The organism is Catenulispora pinisilvae, from assembly GCF_015356865.1.
Classification (GTDB): domain Bacteria; phylum Actinomycetota; class Actinomycetes; order Streptomycetales; family Catenulisporaceae; genus Catenulispora; species Catenulispora pinisilvae.
In genome coordinates, this window is record NZ_JAAFZA010000009.1 from 42,103 (window position 1) to 59,925 (window position 17,823).

Annotated in this window: 14 protein-coding genes; 3 read left to right on the forward strand and 11 right to left on the reverse strand. The window is 68.1% G+C overall.

The window, feature by feature from the left end; translation table 11 throughout:
• Positions 1-336: 336 nt before the first annotated feature.
• Positions 337-963: an enoyl-CoA hydratase/isomerase family protein gene (locus IZR01_RS04505; protein ID WP_228558918.1), complete on the reverse strand. Its 627-nt coding sequence runs from the start codon at positions 961-963 to the stop codon at positions 337-339.
• Between IZR01_RS04505 and IZR01_RS52115 the strand changes: the two genes are divergently transcribed.
• Positions 947-1,072, forward strand: a complete 126-nt coding sequence (locus IZR01_RS52115; RefSeq protein WP_267254761.1) for a hypothetical protein — start codon at positions 947-949, stop codon at positions 1,070-1,072. The genes IZR01_RS04505 and IZR01_RS52115 overlap by 17 nt on opposite strands.
• A gap of 30 nt (positions 1,073-1,102) precedes the next feature.
• Here IZR01_RS52115 and IZR01_RS52975 read toward each other — a convergent pair whose 3' ends face one another.
• From IZR01_RS52975 to IZR01_RS04545, 8 genes are all read right to left on the reverse strand, one after another.
• Positions 1,103-3,778, reverse strand: coding sequence for a winged helix-turn-helix domain-containing protein (locus IZR01_RS52975; RefSeq protein WP_194922985.1), 2,676 nt, complete (start codon positions 3,776-3,778; stop codon positions 1,103-1,105).
• A 252-nt stretch (positions 3,779-4,030) separates the two neighbouring features.
• Positions 4,031-5,971, reverse strand: coding sequence for a S9 family peptidase (locus IZR01_RS04515; RefSeq protein WP_323746907.1), 1,941 nt, complete (start codon positions 5,969-5,971; stop codon positions 4,031-4,033).
• 88 nt (positions 5,972-6,059) lie between these two features.
• Positions 6,060-6,974 (reverse strand): phosphotransferase family protein, encoded by a 915-nt coding sequence (locus IZR01_RS04520; RefSeq protein ID WP_194922987.1) that lies wholly within the window; start codon positions 6,972-6,974, stop codon positions 6,060-6,062.
• A complete protein-coding gene (locus tag IZR01_RS04525) occupies positions 6,971-8,107 on the reverse strand; it encodes a peptidogalycan biosysnthesis protein (RefSeq protein WP_194922988.1) in 1,137 nt (378 codons plus the stop codon). The genes IZR01_RS04520 and IZR01_RS04525 overlap by 4 nt, the downstream gene beginning before the upstream one ends.
• Before the next feature lie 85 nt (positions 8,108-8,192).
• Positions 8,193-9,398, reverse strand: coding sequence for an MFS transporter (locus IZR01_RS04530; protein WP_323746913.1), 1,206 nt, complete (start codon positions 9,396-9,398; stop codon positions 8,193-8,195).
• A 23-nt stretch (positions 9,399-9,421) separates the two neighbouring features.
• A complete protein-coding gene (locus tag IZR01_RS04535; RefSeq protein WP_194922990.1) occupies positions 9,422-10,492 on the reverse strand; it encodes a hypothetical protein in 1,071 nt (356 codons plus the stop codon).
• Entirely contained in the window at positions 10,489-11,583 is a 1,095-nt protein-coding gene (locus IZR01_RS04540; RefSeq protein WP_194891495.1) for an arginase family protein, read from the reverse strand. Before IZR01_RS04540 ends, IZR01_RS04535 begins: the two co-directional genes overlap by 4 nt.
• A gap of 1 nt (position 11,584) precedes the next feature.
• Complete coding sequence (locus IZR01_RS04545) at positions 11,585-12,925, reverse strand: B12-binding domain-containing radical SAM protein (protein ID WP_194922991.1); 1,341 nt, start codon at positions 12,923-12,925, stop codon at positions 11,585-11,587.
• Between the two features lie 753 nt (positions 12,926-13,678).
• Here IZR01_RS04545 and IZR01_RS04550 point away from each other — a divergent pair.
• Positions 13,679-14,728 (forward strand): hypothetical protein, encoded by a 1,050-nt coding sequence (locus IZR01_RS04550; RefSeq protein WP_194922992.1) that lies wholly within the window; start codon positions 13,679-13,681, stop codon positions 14,726-14,728.
• A gap of 404 nt (positions 14,729-15,132) precedes the next feature.
• Here the strand turns inward: IZR01_RS04550 and IZR01_RS04555 are convergent, their stop codons facing one another.
• Complete coding sequence (locus IZR01_RS04555; RefSeq protein ID WP_194922993.1) at positions 15,133-15,702, reverse strand: TetR/AcrR family transcriptional regulator; 570 nt, start codon at positions 15,700-15,702, stop codon at positions 15,133-15,135.
• Between the two features lie 99 nt (positions 15,703-15,801).
• Between IZR01_RS04555 and IZR01_RS04560 the strand changes: the two genes are divergently transcribed.
• Positions 15,802-17,316, forward strand: a complete 1,515-nt coding sequence (locus IZR01_RS04560; RefSeq protein ID WP_194922994.1) for a DHA2 family efflux MFS transporter permease subunit — start codon at positions 15,802-15,804, stop codon at positions 17,314-17,316.
• Positions 17,317-17,401: 85 nt separating this feature from the next.
• Here the strand turns inward: IZR01_RS04560 and IZR01_RS04565 are convergent, their stop codons facing one another.
• Positions 17,402-17,737, reverse strand: a complete 336-nt coding sequence (locus IZR01_RS04565) for a DUF779 domain-containing protein (protein WP_369125472.1) — start codon at positions 17,735-17,737, stop codon at positions 17,402-17,404.
• Positions 17,738-17,823: the final 86 nt, after the last annotated feature.

Sequence of the window (17,823 nt, forward strand, 5' to 3'; positions counted from 1 at the left end):
GGAAGAAGCGGCTGAATACGCACGACGTTACGAGCCGCTTCACATCCGGCCGAGTCGCTGGCCGAAGGCGGGGGTGCCAGTTAGCGAACCGCGGTGACGGGGCCCGGATCGCAGTGCCGTGGCCTGGCGGACACCGAACCGCAGGGGCGGGTCCGGGTACTGGGCCGGCCCGCGCAAGTCAAGGCGGCCGAGTCCAGGCGTCGCGCCCTGGGGAACCGCCCCGCCCCACACGCTGGCCGATGGCTAGGCCTTACGCGCTTCCCCGCCGACGACTGACACGCCCAGGTGCGTCGGGAACGGATTGCGTCCGGAATCTCTCAGACCGTAGATCCCGCTCTACAGAGCTGCGGCAATGTCCCGCATGACGGACTCCAGGTCGCGTTCACCCGCCGGGGTTTGCACGCCATGCTCCAAGGCGCTCGTCATGAGTTTCGCGGGCAGGTCCCCGCTCACCAGCCCAACCCACGCGTCATTCTCCGCGCGCAGGCTATCGGTCAGATCCGCGGGCGGAACCAGCTGCTTGGCCGCGGCGATGACCTCCGGCGAAAGCGCGGCGATCTTCTCTGCCACCGTGTCGACGAGCGCGTCGAGGTCGGCTGCGGGCACCGCGCGGTTGATCCAACCGTAGGCGGCCGCGGTGTCCGCAGCCACCAGGTCGCCGGTGAGCAGCAGCTCGAGCGCGCGGTTGCGCCCGACGCGCTCGCGCAGGTACTGCGTTCGTCCGCCACCGGGAACGATTCCCATCAGCACCTCGGTTTGACCGATGCCCGCGTTCTCCCGCGCAGCGAAGGTCATATCGGCCGCCGCGACGAACTCGGCAGTTCGGCGAAGTCGGCGGGGGAGCCGTGCCAGAGCGCGTCTTGGACCAGCAGCGGGTCCAAGACGTCGGCGCACGCGGACGGCGTCGGCCACATCGGTTTGCTGCGAGTCCAGGGCGAGTACGGAGTTGCCCAGCCGGACCATCGGGGACGGGGTCGCGGCGAACAGCCGGATCGGCCTTCTCTCGGCGGACACCGATCACATCATGGCCCGCGTCGTGACCGGCCACGTCGCCGACGCCGAACGGCCGTGAGGAATCAGCGTCCGGTCAGTGTCCGGCGCCTCAGTGGCGCGCGGCGCCCGGGACCGGCGGGGCGGGGGCGAGCAGTCTGAGGTCCCGGGCTCGGGCGACGGCCTCGGTCCGGCTGTGCACGTCGAGCTTGTCGTACAGCTTGCGTATATGGGTCTTGATGGTGTTGCGCGAGACGGACAGCTCGCCGGCGATGTCCTGCGAGGTCAGGTTCGTCGGCAGGTAGCGCAGCACGCGGATCTCACTGTCGCTGAGCGGGCCGGCCAGCGGATGCGGGCCGCCGGGTGCCTCCTTGACCTGGGCTCCGTCGAGCGCGCCGCGAATCTCGGCGAGCAGCGAGGCATGCGCGGTGCGGCTGTGATGGGCCAACCCGGGGGGCGGATACAGCAGGAACGGCGAAAGCAGTCCGTCGGGTTCCGCCTCGTCGAGGGCGTGTTCGATGGCTGATTCGGCACCCGCGCTGTCACCGAGCGCGTCGTACGCGGCCGCCGCCAGCAGGTGGGCCTGAGCCCGCCAGACGCGACGGTCCAGTGGAACGGCACCTTCCAGTACCGGGGCGAGCGCGGCGAGCGCGGCGTGCGGATCGCCTTGCGCGAGATTCAGCTCGGCGGCGGCGGTATGGATCTCACCGAAGGCGCGATCCCGGTCGCCCAACCCGGCCAGCAGGCGCTCGGCGTGCTCGGCCCGGCCCGCGCGAATCAGGGCATGGATCTGGAACGTGCGTATGCGGGGGATGAGGTGGTGCGGTCCGTCCAGACGCCGGGCCTGGGCCTGGACGGACCGCAGCGCGGTCAATGCCGCTTCGTAGCGGTTCCGGCCCAGCTCCAGCAGCGCGCGGACGTAGCAGATCCCCAGGCTCGCCGCAGGCTGTGTCTCCGCTCTGAGCGTACGTTCGGCGCGCTCGATCCACGGCTCGGCTTCCTCCGTCCGGCCTTGCCGCACCAGCACGGTGGCCACCGCCATGCAGGCGACGCCGGCGGCGGCGTGGCCGGTCCAGCCGTGTCGACGGGCCAGTTCGTACGCCTGCCTGCCATCGCGGTCGGCTCGGGCGAAGGAGACGTAGATCTCTGCCATCGCCAGGTCGGCCAGGCCCGTGAACTCCAGATAGGGACGCCCGATCCGTCGACTCAGCGCGACGCCGGCCTCCAGGTGGTCTCTGCCGTTCTCAAGCCGGTCCACCCAGAACTCGGCCGCGCCGAGACTGATCGACGCCAGCGCCCGCAGATCCTCGCCGCAGCCCCTCACGGCGGTACCCGCCGCCGTCTCGGAGCACAGCCGTGCCGCGACTTCGGCCACCGCCGAGACGTTCCCGCGCTCACGGGCCAGCAGCAGCCCGACGATCCCGAGCAGGATGCGAAACCGACGACGATCGGGTTCGGGCACCGACGCCGATCGACGCTCGGCGAGGCCGAGGTAGCTCTCAGCCGCCTCCAGCGATCCGCGGTTCAGCTCATCGGCGGCTGCCACGACGGCCAGGCCGGCGTCAGCCGCCACCAGGTCGGCGGGGAACGCGGTGAGCAGTTCGTGGATGGTGGCGTGTTGTCCGTTCAAGCGCAGACCGGACCACGCATCGACGAAGAGGCCGGCGGCGAGGTCCCAGTCCTGGGCTGCCTGCGCGTGCCGGATCGCCTCGCTCGGGAACCCGTGCTCGGCCAGCCATCCGGCGGCGGTCTTGTGCAGTCCGGCGACCTCACCGGGCGCTACGCGGCGCAGCTCCAGCAGCAGTAGGTCGGCGAACATCTGGTGATAGCGGAACCAGGTGCGCTGCCCGTCCAGCGAGACGACGAAGGCGTTCGCCCGTTCCAGGTCCAACAGGATCCGTTCCGCGCCCTCGTCGCCGGTCAGCAGGCTGGCCAGTTCCGCGTTGACCCGCTCCAGGATGCAGGTACGCAACAGCAGCCGCCGCACTTGCTCGCTCTGCTGGCTCAGCACCTCCGCACACAGGTACTCGGCGACCGTCCGTTCGCTGCCGGAGAAGTCGGCGGCGAACCGCACCGGTTCCGGCTGCCTGGCCAGCGACAGGGCGGCAAGGCGCAGTCCCGCCGCCCAGCCCTCCGTCCGTTCGTGCAGCGCCGTCAGCGCCGACGCGGGCAACTCCACCCCCGCGGACGCCACCAGTTCGGCGGCCTCGGCCACGCTGAACTTCAAATCCTCGGCGCGGATCTCGGTCAGCTCGCCCTCCAGCCGCAGCCGGTGCAGCCCCAGCCGGACGTCGTGGCGGGCGACCAGGACGAACCGTAGCTCCGGCGGGGCACGCATCACCAGCAGTTCGAGTTGCCGCAGGACGTCCTCCGAGCCCAGTTCGTGCACGTCGTCGATCACCAGCCACAACCGGTCCCGCACCGGTGCCAGATCCTTGAGCAGCAGCTCCATCAGGACCCAGCCATCCAGATCCGGCGCCGCCGAAACCGCTCGCACCAGCGCCGATCCCACGGAAGTCCGACGTATCGCGTCCAGTACGGAAAGCCAGAACCGCTGCGGATCCCGGTCGTCGCGCCCCACCGGCACCCACCCGGCGCGACCGGCCATGTCCGGCTGGCTGATCCACGATTTGAGAAGCACCGTTTTGCCGCTTCCCGGCGGCGCCGACACGAACGTCACCCGGGCCGCCCCGGCCAACCGCTGCACCAGCGCCGGGCGTGACACCACCCTGCTCACCACAGGACCGGGGACACCCGCGGCGCCGGCACTCGTTTCACCCGCGCCCACATTGACATTATGTCACCGTCGCCGGCACCCAAAGCCTTGGCGGCTTGAGAAGTCATCTCCAGATCCAGGTGATCCGGGGCGGGCCGGCGCCGGGTAGTCAGGACCGCGAGCTGGTCAGGGGCGGTGGGTCGGGACACCTTCGATCCCGTGCCGTGTTGATGAGAATCAATCTACTGAGATCGCAGGAGGTTACCCAGAGCACTGCGATGCCGCCGGGGTGGCATCGTTTCTGTGCGCCTCGACGCCGGCCCGCTACCCGCCGAGGTTCTCCACCTCCACCGGGTCGATCCCCTCGGCCGCCGGCAGCTCGAAGCCGAGTACTTGCCCGTAGAAGGACAACTCGGCGTCCAGGGCCCGGCAGATGTTCGCCCCGAGCCGAAAGCCATGCTGCTCGCCGTCGAACAGCAGGTAGGCCACGGGCACACCCTGCCCGCGCAGCGCGTCGACGATCAGCCGGCTCTGGCTGGGGGGCACCACTGCGTCCTCGGTGCCCTGGAGGACGAGCACCGGCCTGGTGAGGTCGGCGATGTGGGTGATCGGCGAGCGCTCCACGTAGACATCGCGACGTTGCGGGTAGGGCCCGATGAGCCCGTCGAGGTAATGGCTTTCGAACTTGTGCGTGTCCTTTACGAACGCCTCCAGGTCGGCCACGCCGTAGCGGTCGGTGCCCGCGGCGAACGGGGTGTCCTTGTGAGCCAGCGCCGCGAGCGCCGTGTAGCCGCCCGCAGAGCTGCCGCTGATCGTCAGCCGCGCTCCGTCGACGCGTCCGCGCGCGGCCAGCCATGACACCGCAGCCATGCAGTCCTCCACATCGGCGACGCCCCATGCGCCCCTGAGCGCCTCGCGGTAGCGGCGCCCATAACCGGTCGAGCCGCGGTGGTTGACGTCGACCACGGCGAACCCGCGGCTCGTCCAGTACTGGTAGCTCGTCTTCAACGACGAGTGCCCCGTGCCGGTGGGGCCGCCGTGGACCTGCACGCGTACTGGTGGGAGTTGTCCGTCCGGCCCGGTGAACCCGGGATTGGTGGGCGGGTAGAACAGCGCATGTGCTTCAGCGCCCGCACGCGTCGGGTAGGTGAGGTGTTCGGGTACTGACAGGTATCCGGGCTCGATGCCGAATTCGGGCGGCCGGCGCAGGACGGTCAGCTCGCCGGTGGCCGGGTCGAGCCGGTAGATCCCGGCGGCGGACGTGGGGGTGCCGCCGACGAACACCACGGCGTCACCGGCGGAGCACAGCGCCGACAGGGCGGTGAAGGGTTGGTCGAGGTCGCGTATCGCGCCGTCGACGGCGCGGACGGCGAGCCCGTCGCGTCCGTCGCGATAGCGGGCGAAGACGACGGTGCCGTCGTCCAGCGTCGCCGAACGGGACACCCCGAACTGCCAGGCGGCCACCCCGAGTTCGGCATCGGTGTGCACTACCGGCTCGACGCCGCTGTCCGGCAGCCAGTGGTAGAGGTTCCACCAATCGGTGCGGTCGGACAGGAACGACAACGCACCGTCGGGTTGCCAGCGCGGCTCGCCGACCGATTCTCCGGGCCCGCCGGCGACAACGGTCTGCGCGCCGGTCGCGATGTCGCGCACCAGCAGTTCGACGTCGTCCCAGGGCATGCTCGGGTGGTTCCACTGGAGCCAGGCCATCCGTGCGCCGTCCGGCGACAGCCGCGGCGCCGCGACGAAGTCGGGTCCGCTGACCAGGACCTCGGGCTCGTCGGCGCGATCGGCGGCGATGCGCACGATCTCGTTGCGCACGCCGGTGGCGCCGGGCCCACCGTGACACTCACGCACACAGACGATCGACGTGCCGTCGACGCTCGTGTCCCCGTCGGCCCAGCGGTCAGCGCGCGGTGTGGCCGGCGGCGCCGTGATCGGTTCCGGCGCCGCGCCCGGCCGGAGCCGGTAGAGCCGTTGATCTGCCCAGTTCGCGAACCAGAGGACGCCGCCGCGCATCCACCATGCCCCGCCCCCGTACTCGTGCACGGCGGTGCGCGCGCTCATCCCGTCAGGGAGCAGGTCGGTGCGGGTGCCGTCGGCAGCACGGCGCACGAGTTGGACCCGGCCGCCCTCGGACGGCCGGGCTTCCTCCCAGACCACGGCGTCGCCGTCGACGAACAAGGCGCCCAGGCGCACCGAGTCCTCAAGGACGAGGGCAGAGGTGATCGGGCTGGACCACGAACCAAATGGTGCAACAGTCACGTCTGCAACAGTCACGTCATCGACCATGATGGGGTCCCATCGTTTCATCGGGTGATCTACTCGTCTCACGCCTGCCGGCGGTACCTGCTCACAAGACCGTTCGAAGCTCAGTGGCCAGCTCGGCGGCGCGGGAGCACGCCACTTTCGCCGCGGCCGGATCGGGCGCCTCGGACAAGAACACCAGGGCGAGCATCACGGCGGCGTCGAGACGGAAGATGAGCTCGGCGGCTTCTGAACGGCGGTAGTCTCCGGCGACCGATCGGTAGCCGGCTTCCAGTTCATCACCGGCGATATCACCGATCTGCCGGGATCGGGCGAGTTCCAAGAGCACCGGGCCCACGAGGCTGTTGCTCCAGTCCAGGACCACGACGGGACGCCGGCTTGATCGGCGAAGATTCGCCGACCGGACGTCGAGGTGGAGGAGGTGACCATCATCTGCCACCTCCAGCAGTACGGCGGTCATCTCCTCGACGGAGGGAATGGGCAACGACTCACCGGTGATCTCGTTGAACACGAGAACGCGCCGATTGATTCGGTGCGGAACGAGTCGGCTCGCCGGCAGACCCTCCTGCGCGGAGGTGGCGAACTCCGGGGGAGGTACTTTGTGCAGGGCCGCCAAGGCGCGCCCGACTTCGTAGCCTTCGACCGGCTCGGCGTCGGACTCGATGTATTCGGAGATCATGAAAGGGTGGCCGTCGAGTTCATCGACGACGAATGCTCTTGGCACCTGCGAGAACCCGTGGCGGTGCAGGTGGGCGGCGAGCCGTTGCTCCTGTCGGAACAGCGTCGACAGCTCGACACCCGGATCGTTGACATTCTCATAGGACAGATTCACCGGAAGTTTGACGACAACCTGGCCATATTGCTCCGAAGTCGCCCTCCAAACTTGGGATTCTATACCGCGAGCCAGGATCCGCACCGAGCTCAGGCCGTGCAACCGGGCCACTGCCAATGCCATCGGGCCGCCGGCCAACTGACGCTCAGCCACGTCATCCGCACTCATGTTGTCTCCAGGCTGTTTTGCCAGCTGTCAATCTCCACCTGATTGCGGTGAGCGACAAGTTCCGTCAAACCTCGACAGTCGCCGAAAACCTTGAAGAAGGTATACAGCGGACGGACCTCGCAGCCTCGCGCGACCTTGGCGCGATAGGTCTGCGTGCCGAAGCGTAGCTCGTGACAGCCCCGTACCAGGGCTCGCCGTATGCGTTCATAGTAGAACATGTTGAAGTAGACGAACGCGCCGTTCCTCCTGGATCCGTAGATCGCCGCGGTGGATCCGCCGCCGGGTTCGGCCACCAGGCCCATGATGCCGACCAGTTCCCGGGCCGAGTCTCTTGCGAAAAGGAACTCCATTCCGGGAAAGAACTTCTCGGTTCGCTCAATTCTGTTCCGGACGCGACCCCGTACGTTTGTCCAACCGTAGCGTTCCTGGTGGGCGACGATGAGATCCTCGGCCTCGGTGGTCAGATGCTCGACGGCGTGGGATGACAACTCCATTCCCTGTTCGGAAAAGGTGCGGATCTCGTGCCGGACGGTACGGCGGCGTTGACGAGGCAGTCGCTCCAGGTACCCGGAAAAGCCGTCGACACCCCGTAGAGGCAAAAGCGTTTCGCCGGCAAATACTGCCTTGAGGTAATCAGTTTCCGCAAAGGCCGCCTCCAGCTCCGGCCAGCGAGATTCCTCGAAATTGAAGAAGGCGATCGCCTCGGCGCCGTTCGCGACCGCCTCCGACTCCAGGTGTGCGATCAGGTGACTGAGGGCGCCCTTCGGCAGGTGGTCCTTCGCGACAAGGCCTGGAAGGTGTGCGCTGCCTATTGCGCACACGTATGTCGGGCCGATGCTGTCGCCGAGGCGCGATGCCGACGTCGATTGCTCTCCCACGCCCTTTGCCAGTAGTTGGCTGTCCAGCCGAAACGACACATCCGTCTGATTCCGGTCGATGATCATGCATGCGGCCGCTGCCAGGGCTTCGCAGCCGTCGTCGTCGACCAGGAAGTGATAGCGGTGCGTGTCGGCGATGCGTCCGTGTTGCGACCGCAGCCATGCGGCCGACATCTGCGCCGGCTTACCCGCGCTGAGAGTCCTCCACATCTGTTCGAACTCGCCCGCGAGACAAGGAGTGGTCAGGATTCGCATGTCGGCGACCGGTGGTCAGCGATGGCTGAGTGGCGGGCAATGGTGACCATACAGTGGCCTCCTCGAGAGGTATCGCAGTGAGCTGTCATTGTGACGGATCGACAACCGGTAGCGCCGCCGGCGACCTGGTCGGCACGGCGTGGCGTTGTGCCCAGCCGATGGTGAACGGCACGGCCAGGCCGGTCAGCACGAACAGTGATCCGACCACGTACCAGCCCTGGCGTCCCCCGTTGATGCACAGCGCGATCAACAGGCCGGGACCAACGGCATCGGCGAGACTCGAGCCGAGCCCGAACAAGCCGAGATACTGACCGGTCGCGTATTCGGGCGCGAGGGCGAAGGAGACTTCGAACCCTCCGGCACAGTGCCACAGCTCGCCGATCGTGTGCACCACGACCGCTGTCATCAGCAGCGCGGCGGCCGTCCAAGGAGCCAATCCCGCGGTCAGTGAGATCAGCGAGCAGGACAGGAGGAACGCTACGCCCGCCCGCCGGTAGGCTGCGCCACCGGCCACAGGCGTGTCGACGTTCCGGCTCGCCCGCACCTGGAACAGGATGATGATGACCGTGTTGACGATCATCGTCCCGGCCGTCAGCCAGTGCGGCGCTGTTGTGAAGGCGAACAGCCACAGCGGGATGGCGACAGTGAGGACCTTGTACTGGATGGACATGATGCCCTCCAGGACGGTCATCAGGATGTAAGGCACATCGCGAAGGGCTACCCACCCCGCCGATCTGCCGTGCGGGACGGGGACGGGCTCAGAGGCTGGTAGGAAGAACATGAAGGCCGCGGAGCCGGCGAAAGCGATCACGTTGGCGACGACGAGGAGACTGTAGGCACTGTGCGTGCCGACCGTGACGATCCAGCCTGCGCCAAGCGCGCCGAACGACATTCCCAGGTTGGTGACAGATCGCAGATAGGCGCGAAATCTCTGTGGGCTGTCGCCTCCGTTGCCTCTGATGAGCAGGCTGCGTGCGGCGAGCCCAGCGGCTTGCCCGCTGTTGGCCAGGCACACCGTGATGAGGAAGATCCAGAAGTTGTCGGCCAGGAGGAATCCGGCTGTGGCCGCGGCCCGGATCATGAGGGTGACGACATAGATGTCGCGACCGCCGTAGCGGTCGGCGAGGCGGCCGACCCCGATCCCCGCGAACAGCGCGACGACGCCGGCGGCACCGAGGCCGAAACCGACTTGGGCCGTTGGCAGGTGGGCTGCCTGGGTGAAATACAGGACGCCGGCTGTGAGGTACAGACCACCGCCGAAGCTGTTGACCAAGTCCGATGCCGCCATCATGCGCTGCGGGCCGGTGTCTGGGATCAGCTGACGCACCGCGAGCCGCTCCGCTCGGGCAAGGTACGTCTCCAGGACGCGGCCAGCCACCGCTCGTACTCGGGGCCGACCGGGGTGTCCACCACCAGACACAACGGCTCGATGATCCGTCCCGGACCGCCGGCCAGGCCGCCGTGGAGCATGGTGAGGTTATGGCCGAACAACAGGTCGCAGTGCTCGCCCGGTGCGAGTACTTCCCAACGGCGTCGGAACCCGCCCCAGGTCAGGCCGGTTGCCATGAGCACCTGATGACAGAACAGACGCGCCGCCTCGCCCTCACACTCCCCGCAGGCACAGTGCCGGGTCAACGGGACGGCGGCGGGATAACGGCCTCGTTCCTCCTTCGTCATCACGGCCTCTCCGTGGTGGAAGGACAAGCCGTGCCAGAGGGGCTCCTCCAGGCTCAACATCGCCCCGAACGACGGATAGGCACAGCCGTGCTCAGGCTGACGCTTCAGCGCCCGGCGCAAGTTGTCGCCGATCCAGCGTGCCGCAGCAGCCTGACGGTCGTCCCCGACGTCGATGCCACGCCGGTCGAGCACGTCGTCGATGACGCCGAGCCAGTCGTAGTACGTGGTGACACTCAGTCCCTCTCCCACGTCGGACAGGAAGATGCCCTGGTACATCTTGTGGGCGGGGGTGGTGGTGTAGCCGGAGTCACCGAATTCCCGCCAAGCGGGATCCCAGTCTGGCGCGTCCTGGAGACTGGGTGTCAGATACGAGCAGTGCTGTCCGTCGTGGTGGGGCAGCAGAGTCCGCGTGGAGAAGCCCTCGGGCACGTGCGTCTGCTGCGGCCGGTCGATCTCCAGCCGCATCTGCGCCGGGGCGCCACGGGCGATCAGAGCTACGCGGATTCGTTCGGCCAACGTCGTCGAGAGCCTACGGCTCTCCTCGACGCCCAGCCGTAGCCGGCCGATCCGGAACACCGCGAAGCCGACCCGGTGGATGACGTCGGCGGCTGCGGCGGCCAGTTCGTCCAGCCCCTGTTCGCGTCGATCCCGCGGCCCGGAGACCACAGCGGTGCAGTCGAACTGAGCCTGTGCGGGGGCGAATTTCACTGGCGCTCCAGGGGTTCGTCGGAGGCACTGTCGGACCAGGGCGCCAACTCCGGCGGCGCGCACTCGGCGCGGAAGAGGGACTCGAAGAGCAGGCGTGCCACGATCTGCGCGGTCGCACCGGACGGGTCGTAGCGAGGTGCGACCTCCGCCACATCGAAGGCGCCAACGGGAAGCGCCCGGAGTTCCTCATAAACGTCGAGAAGGTGACCGATGCCGAGTCCACCCATGGTCACATGACCGGTGCCGGTCGCCGAGGAGCTGTCGATCACGTCGATGTCGAGTGAGACGTAAACCGTGTCGCATCGCGAGCCGAGTTCCTCAATAAGGGGACGAAGCGCTGCGGCGGCCCCGTCCCTGATGATCTGGTAGCCCGGCACGGCGTGGAAACCACGGTCGATCAGCTCTTGGTACTGGTCGTACTTGGTCACGTCGCCGACACCGACGAAGGCCATGTCCTCCGGGCGCATCTGGGGGATCTCGCTGATCCGGCGGGAGTTGGAGCCGTGGTACAGCGGCCCGTGCAGCGCGCTCCAGTTGCCGAAGTCGAAGTGATGGTCGATGTTGATGAACCCCACGCGGCCCGCTCCGCGATCGAGCCGCCCGGCACGGAAGCCGGCGAACGTGGGGAAAGTGCACGAATGGTCACCGTTGAGGAAGATCAGACGTGGCGCGGACTGGCTCAGGCGGCGGCTCTCCGCCGCGACCGCCTGGAAGGTCCGCACGGTGTCCGTCGGATAGACGTGCAGGTCACCTGCATCTGCGACCTGGGGAGCGCGGTAGCGGAAGGTCTGACCGGTGCGGGTGTCCAGCATCCGCCACTGGCCCAGACTGGTCAGATAGCTGGAGAAGATCAGACTTGCCTGGCGGATGGCCCGGGGCCCCTCCGCGGCTCCCGGCCGTGAGCTGGCGGTGGCGTCGAAAGGAACGCCCGACACCAGCCAGCCGTCGTCCCCCACATCCATCCGGCCGGCGGCAAGGGCAGGGGCGCCGAAGAGCGTCGCGATGCCGGCCCAGCCCGGCAGCGGGTCCTGCTCGAAGTCCTCGGCCTTGACGCTGTTCTGCAGAGTTGCGAAGTCGGGGAGCTCAGCCATGTCACCTCTCCTGAGCAGCGGTCGTGAGAGCGGTCATCGGGGCACGGATGATGTCGTGTGCTGTCGCGATCTTTTCCTGGAACGCGTTCCAGCTCGCTTCGGGAGACAGGTGCTTAGGCCGGTAGACAACCGGCGCGTCCTCCCTCCACTGGGCGTAGTCCCAGTTGAATATGCGCTCACGCAGCCTTGAGAAGTCCGGAGTGAGCGGATAGGGAACAAAGTTGTAGAGGTTGAAGAGCCACAGCGCCGAACTGTTCTCCCGCATCCAATCGACGGTCTGGCCGTGCGCGGCTTCCGTTTCCTCGTCGAGCCCGCCCATCATGTTGAGCACGACCTTCAAACCGGCGTCGCTCAACTTATGGATTTTGGTGGTGTAGTGGTCCAGGCCGCGCGAGAGTTTGTTGAGCCGCTTGAGCATCTGGGAGTCGGCCGACTCGAAACCGAGTTCCACGGCGACCACGCCCAGCTCCAGCATGGCCTCGACGATCCAGTCCTTCACCTGCATGACGTGTGTCTGCACGATGAACCGGTAACCAGGCCGGTCGCGGAAGACGTCCAGCAAGTTGGCGACCGCCTCACGGGACTGGCCAAAAGTCTTGTCACCGATATAGAAGAGCCGAGTGTCCGGGAACCGGGCGGTGAGTTCGTCCACTTCCCGCCTGAGGGCGTCCTTCGCCACGAGGGTGAGCTGCTTGCTCCAAGCGTCGCCGCAGAATGAGCACTGATACAGGCATCCGTGGCTCGCGTTGAGTCTCAGCAGCGGAACCTGGCCCTGGTAGTCACCGAGATGGCGGTATTCCGGTGCCCAGGTGATCTGCTCGGACGCCAGCCCGGGCAGCAGAGGCTTTTCCAGGCCCCCACCCGCCCCGGAGGCGATTTCCGCGAGTCTGCGGACGAGGGTGGCGTCGAGTTGGCCGCGGTGTACCGCGTGGACGGCACCGTCCGGGGCGAGCGGGGCCATGTTCCCGCCGAGGACGACACGGCGTCCGGCGTGCTCCAATCGTTCGGCCACGTCCAGCGCCAGGCGGAAGTTCTGGGCCAGAGGCGACATGAGGACAAGATCGCCGGAGGTCGTCGCCTCCAGCAGCGCTTCGGAGCAGACGTCCGGCTCCGCCGGCGTCTTCGACAGGTCGCAGAAGACGGAGTCGATGCCCGCGGTGTCCACCAGGGCGGTGAGGTGCGCGACCCACAACGGCATCTCCCACAACCCGTCGGACGGGACGAAGTACTCGGGGAGCACCGCCCGGAATCTCCGGTCGTAGTCGTCGTAGTAGCTGGACAAGGTGGGGTCCGGGTCATGGCTGGAGGGAAAAGGAAGTTGAACTATGCAGCTCATGGGCATGGTCGTCTCCTTCGACGATGGTAGGGAATCCTCGAAGTTGAAGCCGTCAGCGGGAACTACGGAAGGGGACCGCACAGAAGCATTTCGTTGCTCAAAGGGGAGATCAGCCCTACGGCCACGACGAAAGGTCTGCCTGACGGTAAGAGGGTCTACCTGGTGGGGATCTGCCGAGACTTCGCCTTCGCCGAACTCGGCACGCGCTGCGGCGTCTATAAGGCTACGGACATCTCTCGCGGGAATGCGGACCGGAAAGGCTCACTGCCCGGGCGGGCCGGACGAGGGCACTATCAAAGGGCTCGATGCCGCACGCCTTGCCGTGCGCGGAGATCGCGCTGGTCGCAACCATCGGACTGGTCCCTTCATGACGGGGGTCAGCGAATATGGCCGACCTATCCCGGGAAAACCCCTCTCGCGGAACCGATCCGCAGCGCACCCGTCTCAGGGCACGGACCTCCAACGAGGACAAGGGGCTGGATCAAGCTCCCCTCATCGTCCAACCCGCCGGGGTGAGCCGGCGTCACCCGATTAGGGTGATAAATGCCCATGGCTCCACCCGGCACACCGGCCGCCGTCCGCGTCGGGGTCCGCGCCCGAGCCCGCTGCGCCGAGGGATGCCGACCAACCTCGATCTTTCCCGATCGCTCAGCAGCGCCAAGAGATGTTCCACGAGCACTGAATCACCCGCCCCCACGCCGCCCGTCCGAGTCGAGGAGATCTGCCATGCCCACTTCCGCGCTGCGCAGAATAACCTGCGTGGCCATCGCGCCCATCCTGACCGCGACCGTGGCCGCCGCCAGCGTGACAGCCCTGGTCGCCGCACCAGCGCACGCCGCCGTCACCCAGGTGAATGACACCGACTCGTCCATCTCTTACTCCGGCGGATGGACCTACTCCACCGGCCAGTCCGGCTACTACAACGGCGACGCCCACTACAGCGGCATCGCCGGCGCGACGGCCACACTGACTTTCACCGGCAGCACGGTGGCCTGGATCGGCGCGGACAATACCGACCACGGCAAGGCCGACGCCGTGATCTGCGACGACGCCGGCGCGAACTGCGGCCCGACCACCACGGTGGACACCTACGCCGCGGCGTCCGTCCCGCAGGTGGTCCTGTTCAGCGCGTCGAACCTGGGCAGCGGCACCCATACGCTGCGCATCACGGTGCGCTCCGACAGCAGTGGCACAGGCCACTACACCGACATCGACGCTTTCGTCTCAGGGACCGCATCCGGGACCACCGAAGTCGACGACACCGACCCGTCGATCGCGTACTCGAATGCCTGGACGCTGACCGACAACACCGCGGCCGCGGCGAGCACCGCGTACAACGCCGCGAACGACTTCTCCGCGACCCAGGGCGCCAACCAGTGGCGCGCGCAGTACTACACCGCCGGCGGCGGCTGGCTCGACATCAGTCCCTACGACGCGGCGAACCAGCGCTGGGGGAGTAACGGCTACGTGTCGCGCTTCGACCTGTCCCCGGACACCTGCTCGGCCTGCCCGATCGCCCGCGCCTGGGTGGCACCCGGCAGCGGCACGATCGCCATCCGCGGGCGCGTCCTGAAGGAAACACTCGGCGGCGACGGCGTGCTTGCGCGGATCACCCGCAACGGCACCCAGATCTGGCCGGCCTCAGGCGGCGCGCAGACCGTCGCCGGGACCGACGCCGCAGGGTACGACACCAACGTCACCCTCTCGGTGGCCGCGGGCGACACCATCAAGTTCGAGGTGACCGACGGCGGCGACGGCGACGCCACCAACGATGTGACCGCGTGGACGCCGTCCATCGCCTACCAGTAACCGACGATGCCGGCCGGACTCCGCATGGGTACGCGGAGTCCAGCCGGCACAACCGAGAGCCAGGTGGGTTTCGCAGACTGGCCGCGGCGTCGCGCGATCGGCACAGCCGACCCCGCTCAGCGAACGAACCTGATGAGTCGCGAGTCTTTGACGATCTAGGGCGTGTTTGAGAAGTCGGGTGGGTGGTGTCCCGCAGGTGATGAGCAGGTCGAGCGCGACGGCTCAGCGGCAAGCATGGCAAGACGGACGGCCTGCCTCATCCTGGTTGGCTGTGGCTGGTCGTCCGGCGCAGCCAGGCGCCGCCGATCAGGCGTCGCGCCCCGCCCGACTTCTCAAACACGCCCCTAGCTCCGGCTGGAGCGTCAGCCGCGGACAGCGATTGTCGGCCGGCCCCGAGCCGGCCCTCACCGCACCAGCGGCAGGAACATCGTGTCCACGATCTCTTCGAGCACCTGCTCCGACGCCGGGGCGTAGGTGGTCAGGATCTCGTGCCGCAGCAGGTCGAACGGCAGGGCCTTGATCCGGTCGGTCAGGCGCTCGGCGTCGGCCTCGCCGCGCTCGACGGCGCGGTCGTAGATGGCGTCGACGGCCTGTTTGCGGTCGGCGTCGGCGGGATCGAGCAGTTCGGCCGGGCTGGTTCCGGTCTCCAGGTGGTAGCTGGCCAGGTAGACGCTCATCACGGTCATGAGCTGGACCCGGTTGGTGTTGATGTCGCGCAGGATGGCCAGGATGTCCTCGCGCAGGCTTCCGGTGTCCGGGACCTTCAGGACGTTCTCGCGCAGGACGTGGACGAGGGTGGCCCGGACCAGGGCGTCGCGGTCCGACCAGCGGCGGTACAGGACCGGCGGGCTGGTGCCGGCCCGCTTGACGACGGCGTCCATCGTGAACCTGGCGTAGCCGCCGGACAGGAGTTCGTCCCAGGCCGCGTCGAGCAGGGCCCGCTCCAGGGCCGCTCCGTGGCGTCGTTCCGGCATCGCTTCGATCCCTCTCCCGCTAGATAGACTTGCGTATCTAACGATAGCGGCTTAGCCTGAGGACTGGAAGATAGAGTCCTATATCTTAAGGATCCGCTCATGGCTGCCACCAGCAACGCCGCCGCCGACACCCCCACCGCCGGCCCGCCCGACGCCGCCAGAGCGCCCGACGCCGACGCCGACGTCGTAGACCCGGCGGTGCGGCGTCTGGTGTTCACCCTGATCGTCGGCGCGCTCGCGGTCATCTTCGACACCACGATCATGAGCGTCGCGATCGACAGCCTGGCCGGACAGCTGCATACCTCGCTGGCCACCGTCCAGTGGGTCACCACCGCCTACCTGCTGGCCCTGTCCGCCACCATGCCGGCCGTCGGCTGGGCCCAGGCGGTCCTGGGCGGCAAGCGTTTGTGGATCCTCGCCCTGTGCCTGTTCTTCGCCGGATCGCTGCTGTGCGCCGCGGCCTGGAACGCCCCCAGCCTGATCGCGTTCCGCGTCGTCCAGGGCATCGGCGGCGGCGTCATGATGGTGCTGATGGCCACCCTGGTCATGCAGGCCGCCGGCGGCCGCAACATCGGCAAGGTGATGGCGCTCATCACCGTTCCCACCGCTCTGGGACCGGTCATCGGCCCGGTGATCGGCGGGGTCATCCTGCACTTCGGCGACTGGCGCTGGATCTTCCTGTTCAACATCCCGTTCTGCCTGGTCGGCGGCTACCTGGCCGGGCGCAACCTGCCCGCGGACCGGCCTGGGCCCGGAACCCGGCCCCGTCTGGACGCCGTGGGCATGCTGCTGCTGTCGCCCGGCATCGCCGCGGTCATCTACGGCCTGACCCAGCTCGGCGGAGCCGACGGGATCGGCAGCGTCAAGGTCGTCCTGCCGCTGGCCGCCGGAGTGGCGCTGCTCGTCGGTTACACCGGCTGGGCGCTGCGGCGCGGCGCCGCCGCCCTGCTCGACATCCGCCTGTTCCGCCACCGGTCGCTGGCCTCGTCCACGGTGTTGCTGCTGCTGGCCGGAGCCGCCCTGTACGGGGCCATGCTGCTGATGCCGCTGTACTGGCAGCAGGTCCGCGGGGAATCCGCTCTGGGCGCGGCGCTGCTGCTCATCCCGCAAGGCGTGGGCACGCTGCTGTCCCGCACGCTGGCCGGTACGTTCATGGACCGGGTCGGCGCGCGCCCGGTCGCCGTCATCGCCTTGATCATCACCTTCGCCGCCACCGTGCCGTTCGGCTTCGTCACGGCCACCACCAGCAACATCATGCTGATGGCCGTGCTGTTCGTCCGCGGGCTCGGCCTGGGCGCGGCCATGATCGCCCTGATGGGCGGCGCCTTCGTCGGCCTGAGCCGCGAGGAGATCCCGGCCGCCGCCAGCATCAGCCGGGTCGCCCAGCAGGTCGGCGGCTCCATCGGCACCGCCGTCCTGGTGGTGATCCTCCAGCGCGCCGTCGCCGGCAGCCATACCACCGCCGACCTGGCCTCCGGCTTCGGTGACGCCTTCTGGTGGGCTGCCGCGTTCACCGCCGCCGCCGTCCCGCTGTGCCTGCTGCTGCCCGGCAAGGCCCCCACCGAGTCCCAGGCGGAGGAAGCAGCCTCCGCCGAACAACTCGCTGAGGTGTGACCGCGCACGCTCGTGTGCCCTAGATCAAGCCCGCCCCGGTGACCGAATTGGGTCACGGGGCGGGCTCGACGGTGAGTGGTCCGGGCTACCGATTCAGCACGGCGTCCTCGGCGTCGGTCAGCAGCCGCGAGCGAATCAGGAACCTGACCCCCTCCGGCGCCTCCAGCGAGAACCCCCCTCCGCGTCCCGGCACGATGTCCACGGTCAGGTGGGTGTGACGCCAGCGTTCGAACTGTTCGCGGCCCATCCAGAACATCACCGGCTCGGTGATGTCCACGATGGCCAACTGCGCGAGCAGCACGTCGGAGGCGCCGGTGCGGAACTCGCCCGCCAGGTAGCACATCGGTGAGCTGCCGTCGCAGCAGCCTCCTGACTGGTGGAACATCAGCGGGCCGTTCGCAGCGTAGAGCTTGCGCATCATCACCGCCGCGGCCTCGGTGACGGCCACGCGCGCCGGTGCCCCGGCCGTATCGGCGGCACCGACCTTGGCAGCACCGGTCCTATTGG

Coding starts and splice junctions, on each gene's coding strand:
- IZR01_RS04505 (WP_228558918.1), bottom strand. CDS start 963: ATGGTCCGGCTGGGCAACTCCGTACTCGCCCTGGACTCGCAGCAAACC.
- IZR01_RS04520 (WP_194922987.1), bottom strand. CDS start 6,974: ATGAGTGCGGATGACGTGGCTGAGCGTCAGTTGGCCGGCGGCCCGATG.
- IZR01_RS04525 (WP_194922988.1), bottom strand. CDS start 8,107: ATGCGAATCCTGACCACTCCTTGTCTCGCGGGCGAGTTCGAACAGATG.
- IZR01_RS04530 (WP_323746913.1), bottom strand. CDS start 9,398: ATGATGGCGGCATCGGACTTGGTCAACAGCTTCGGCGGTGGTCTGTAC.
- IZR01_RS04540 (WP_194891495.1), bottom strand. CDS start 11,583: ATGGCTGAGCTCCCCGACTTCGCAACTCTGCAGAACAGCGTCAAGGCC.
- IZR01_RS04545 (WP_194922991.1), bottom strand. CDS start 12,925: ATGCCCATGAGCTGCATAGTTCAACTTCCTTTTCCCTCCAGCCATGAC.
- IZR01_RS04555 (WP_194922993.1), bottom strand. CDS start 15,702: ATGCCGGAACGACGCCACGGAGCGGCCCTGGAGCGGGCCCTGCTCGAC.
- IZR01_RS04560 (WP_194922994.1), top strand. CDS start 15,802: ATGGCTGCCACCAGCAACGCCGCCGCCGACACCCCCACCGCCGGCCCG.
- IZR01_RS04565 (WP_369125472.1), bottom strand. CDS start 17,737: ATGATGCGCAAGCTCTACGCTGCGAACGGCCCGCTGATGTTCCACCAG.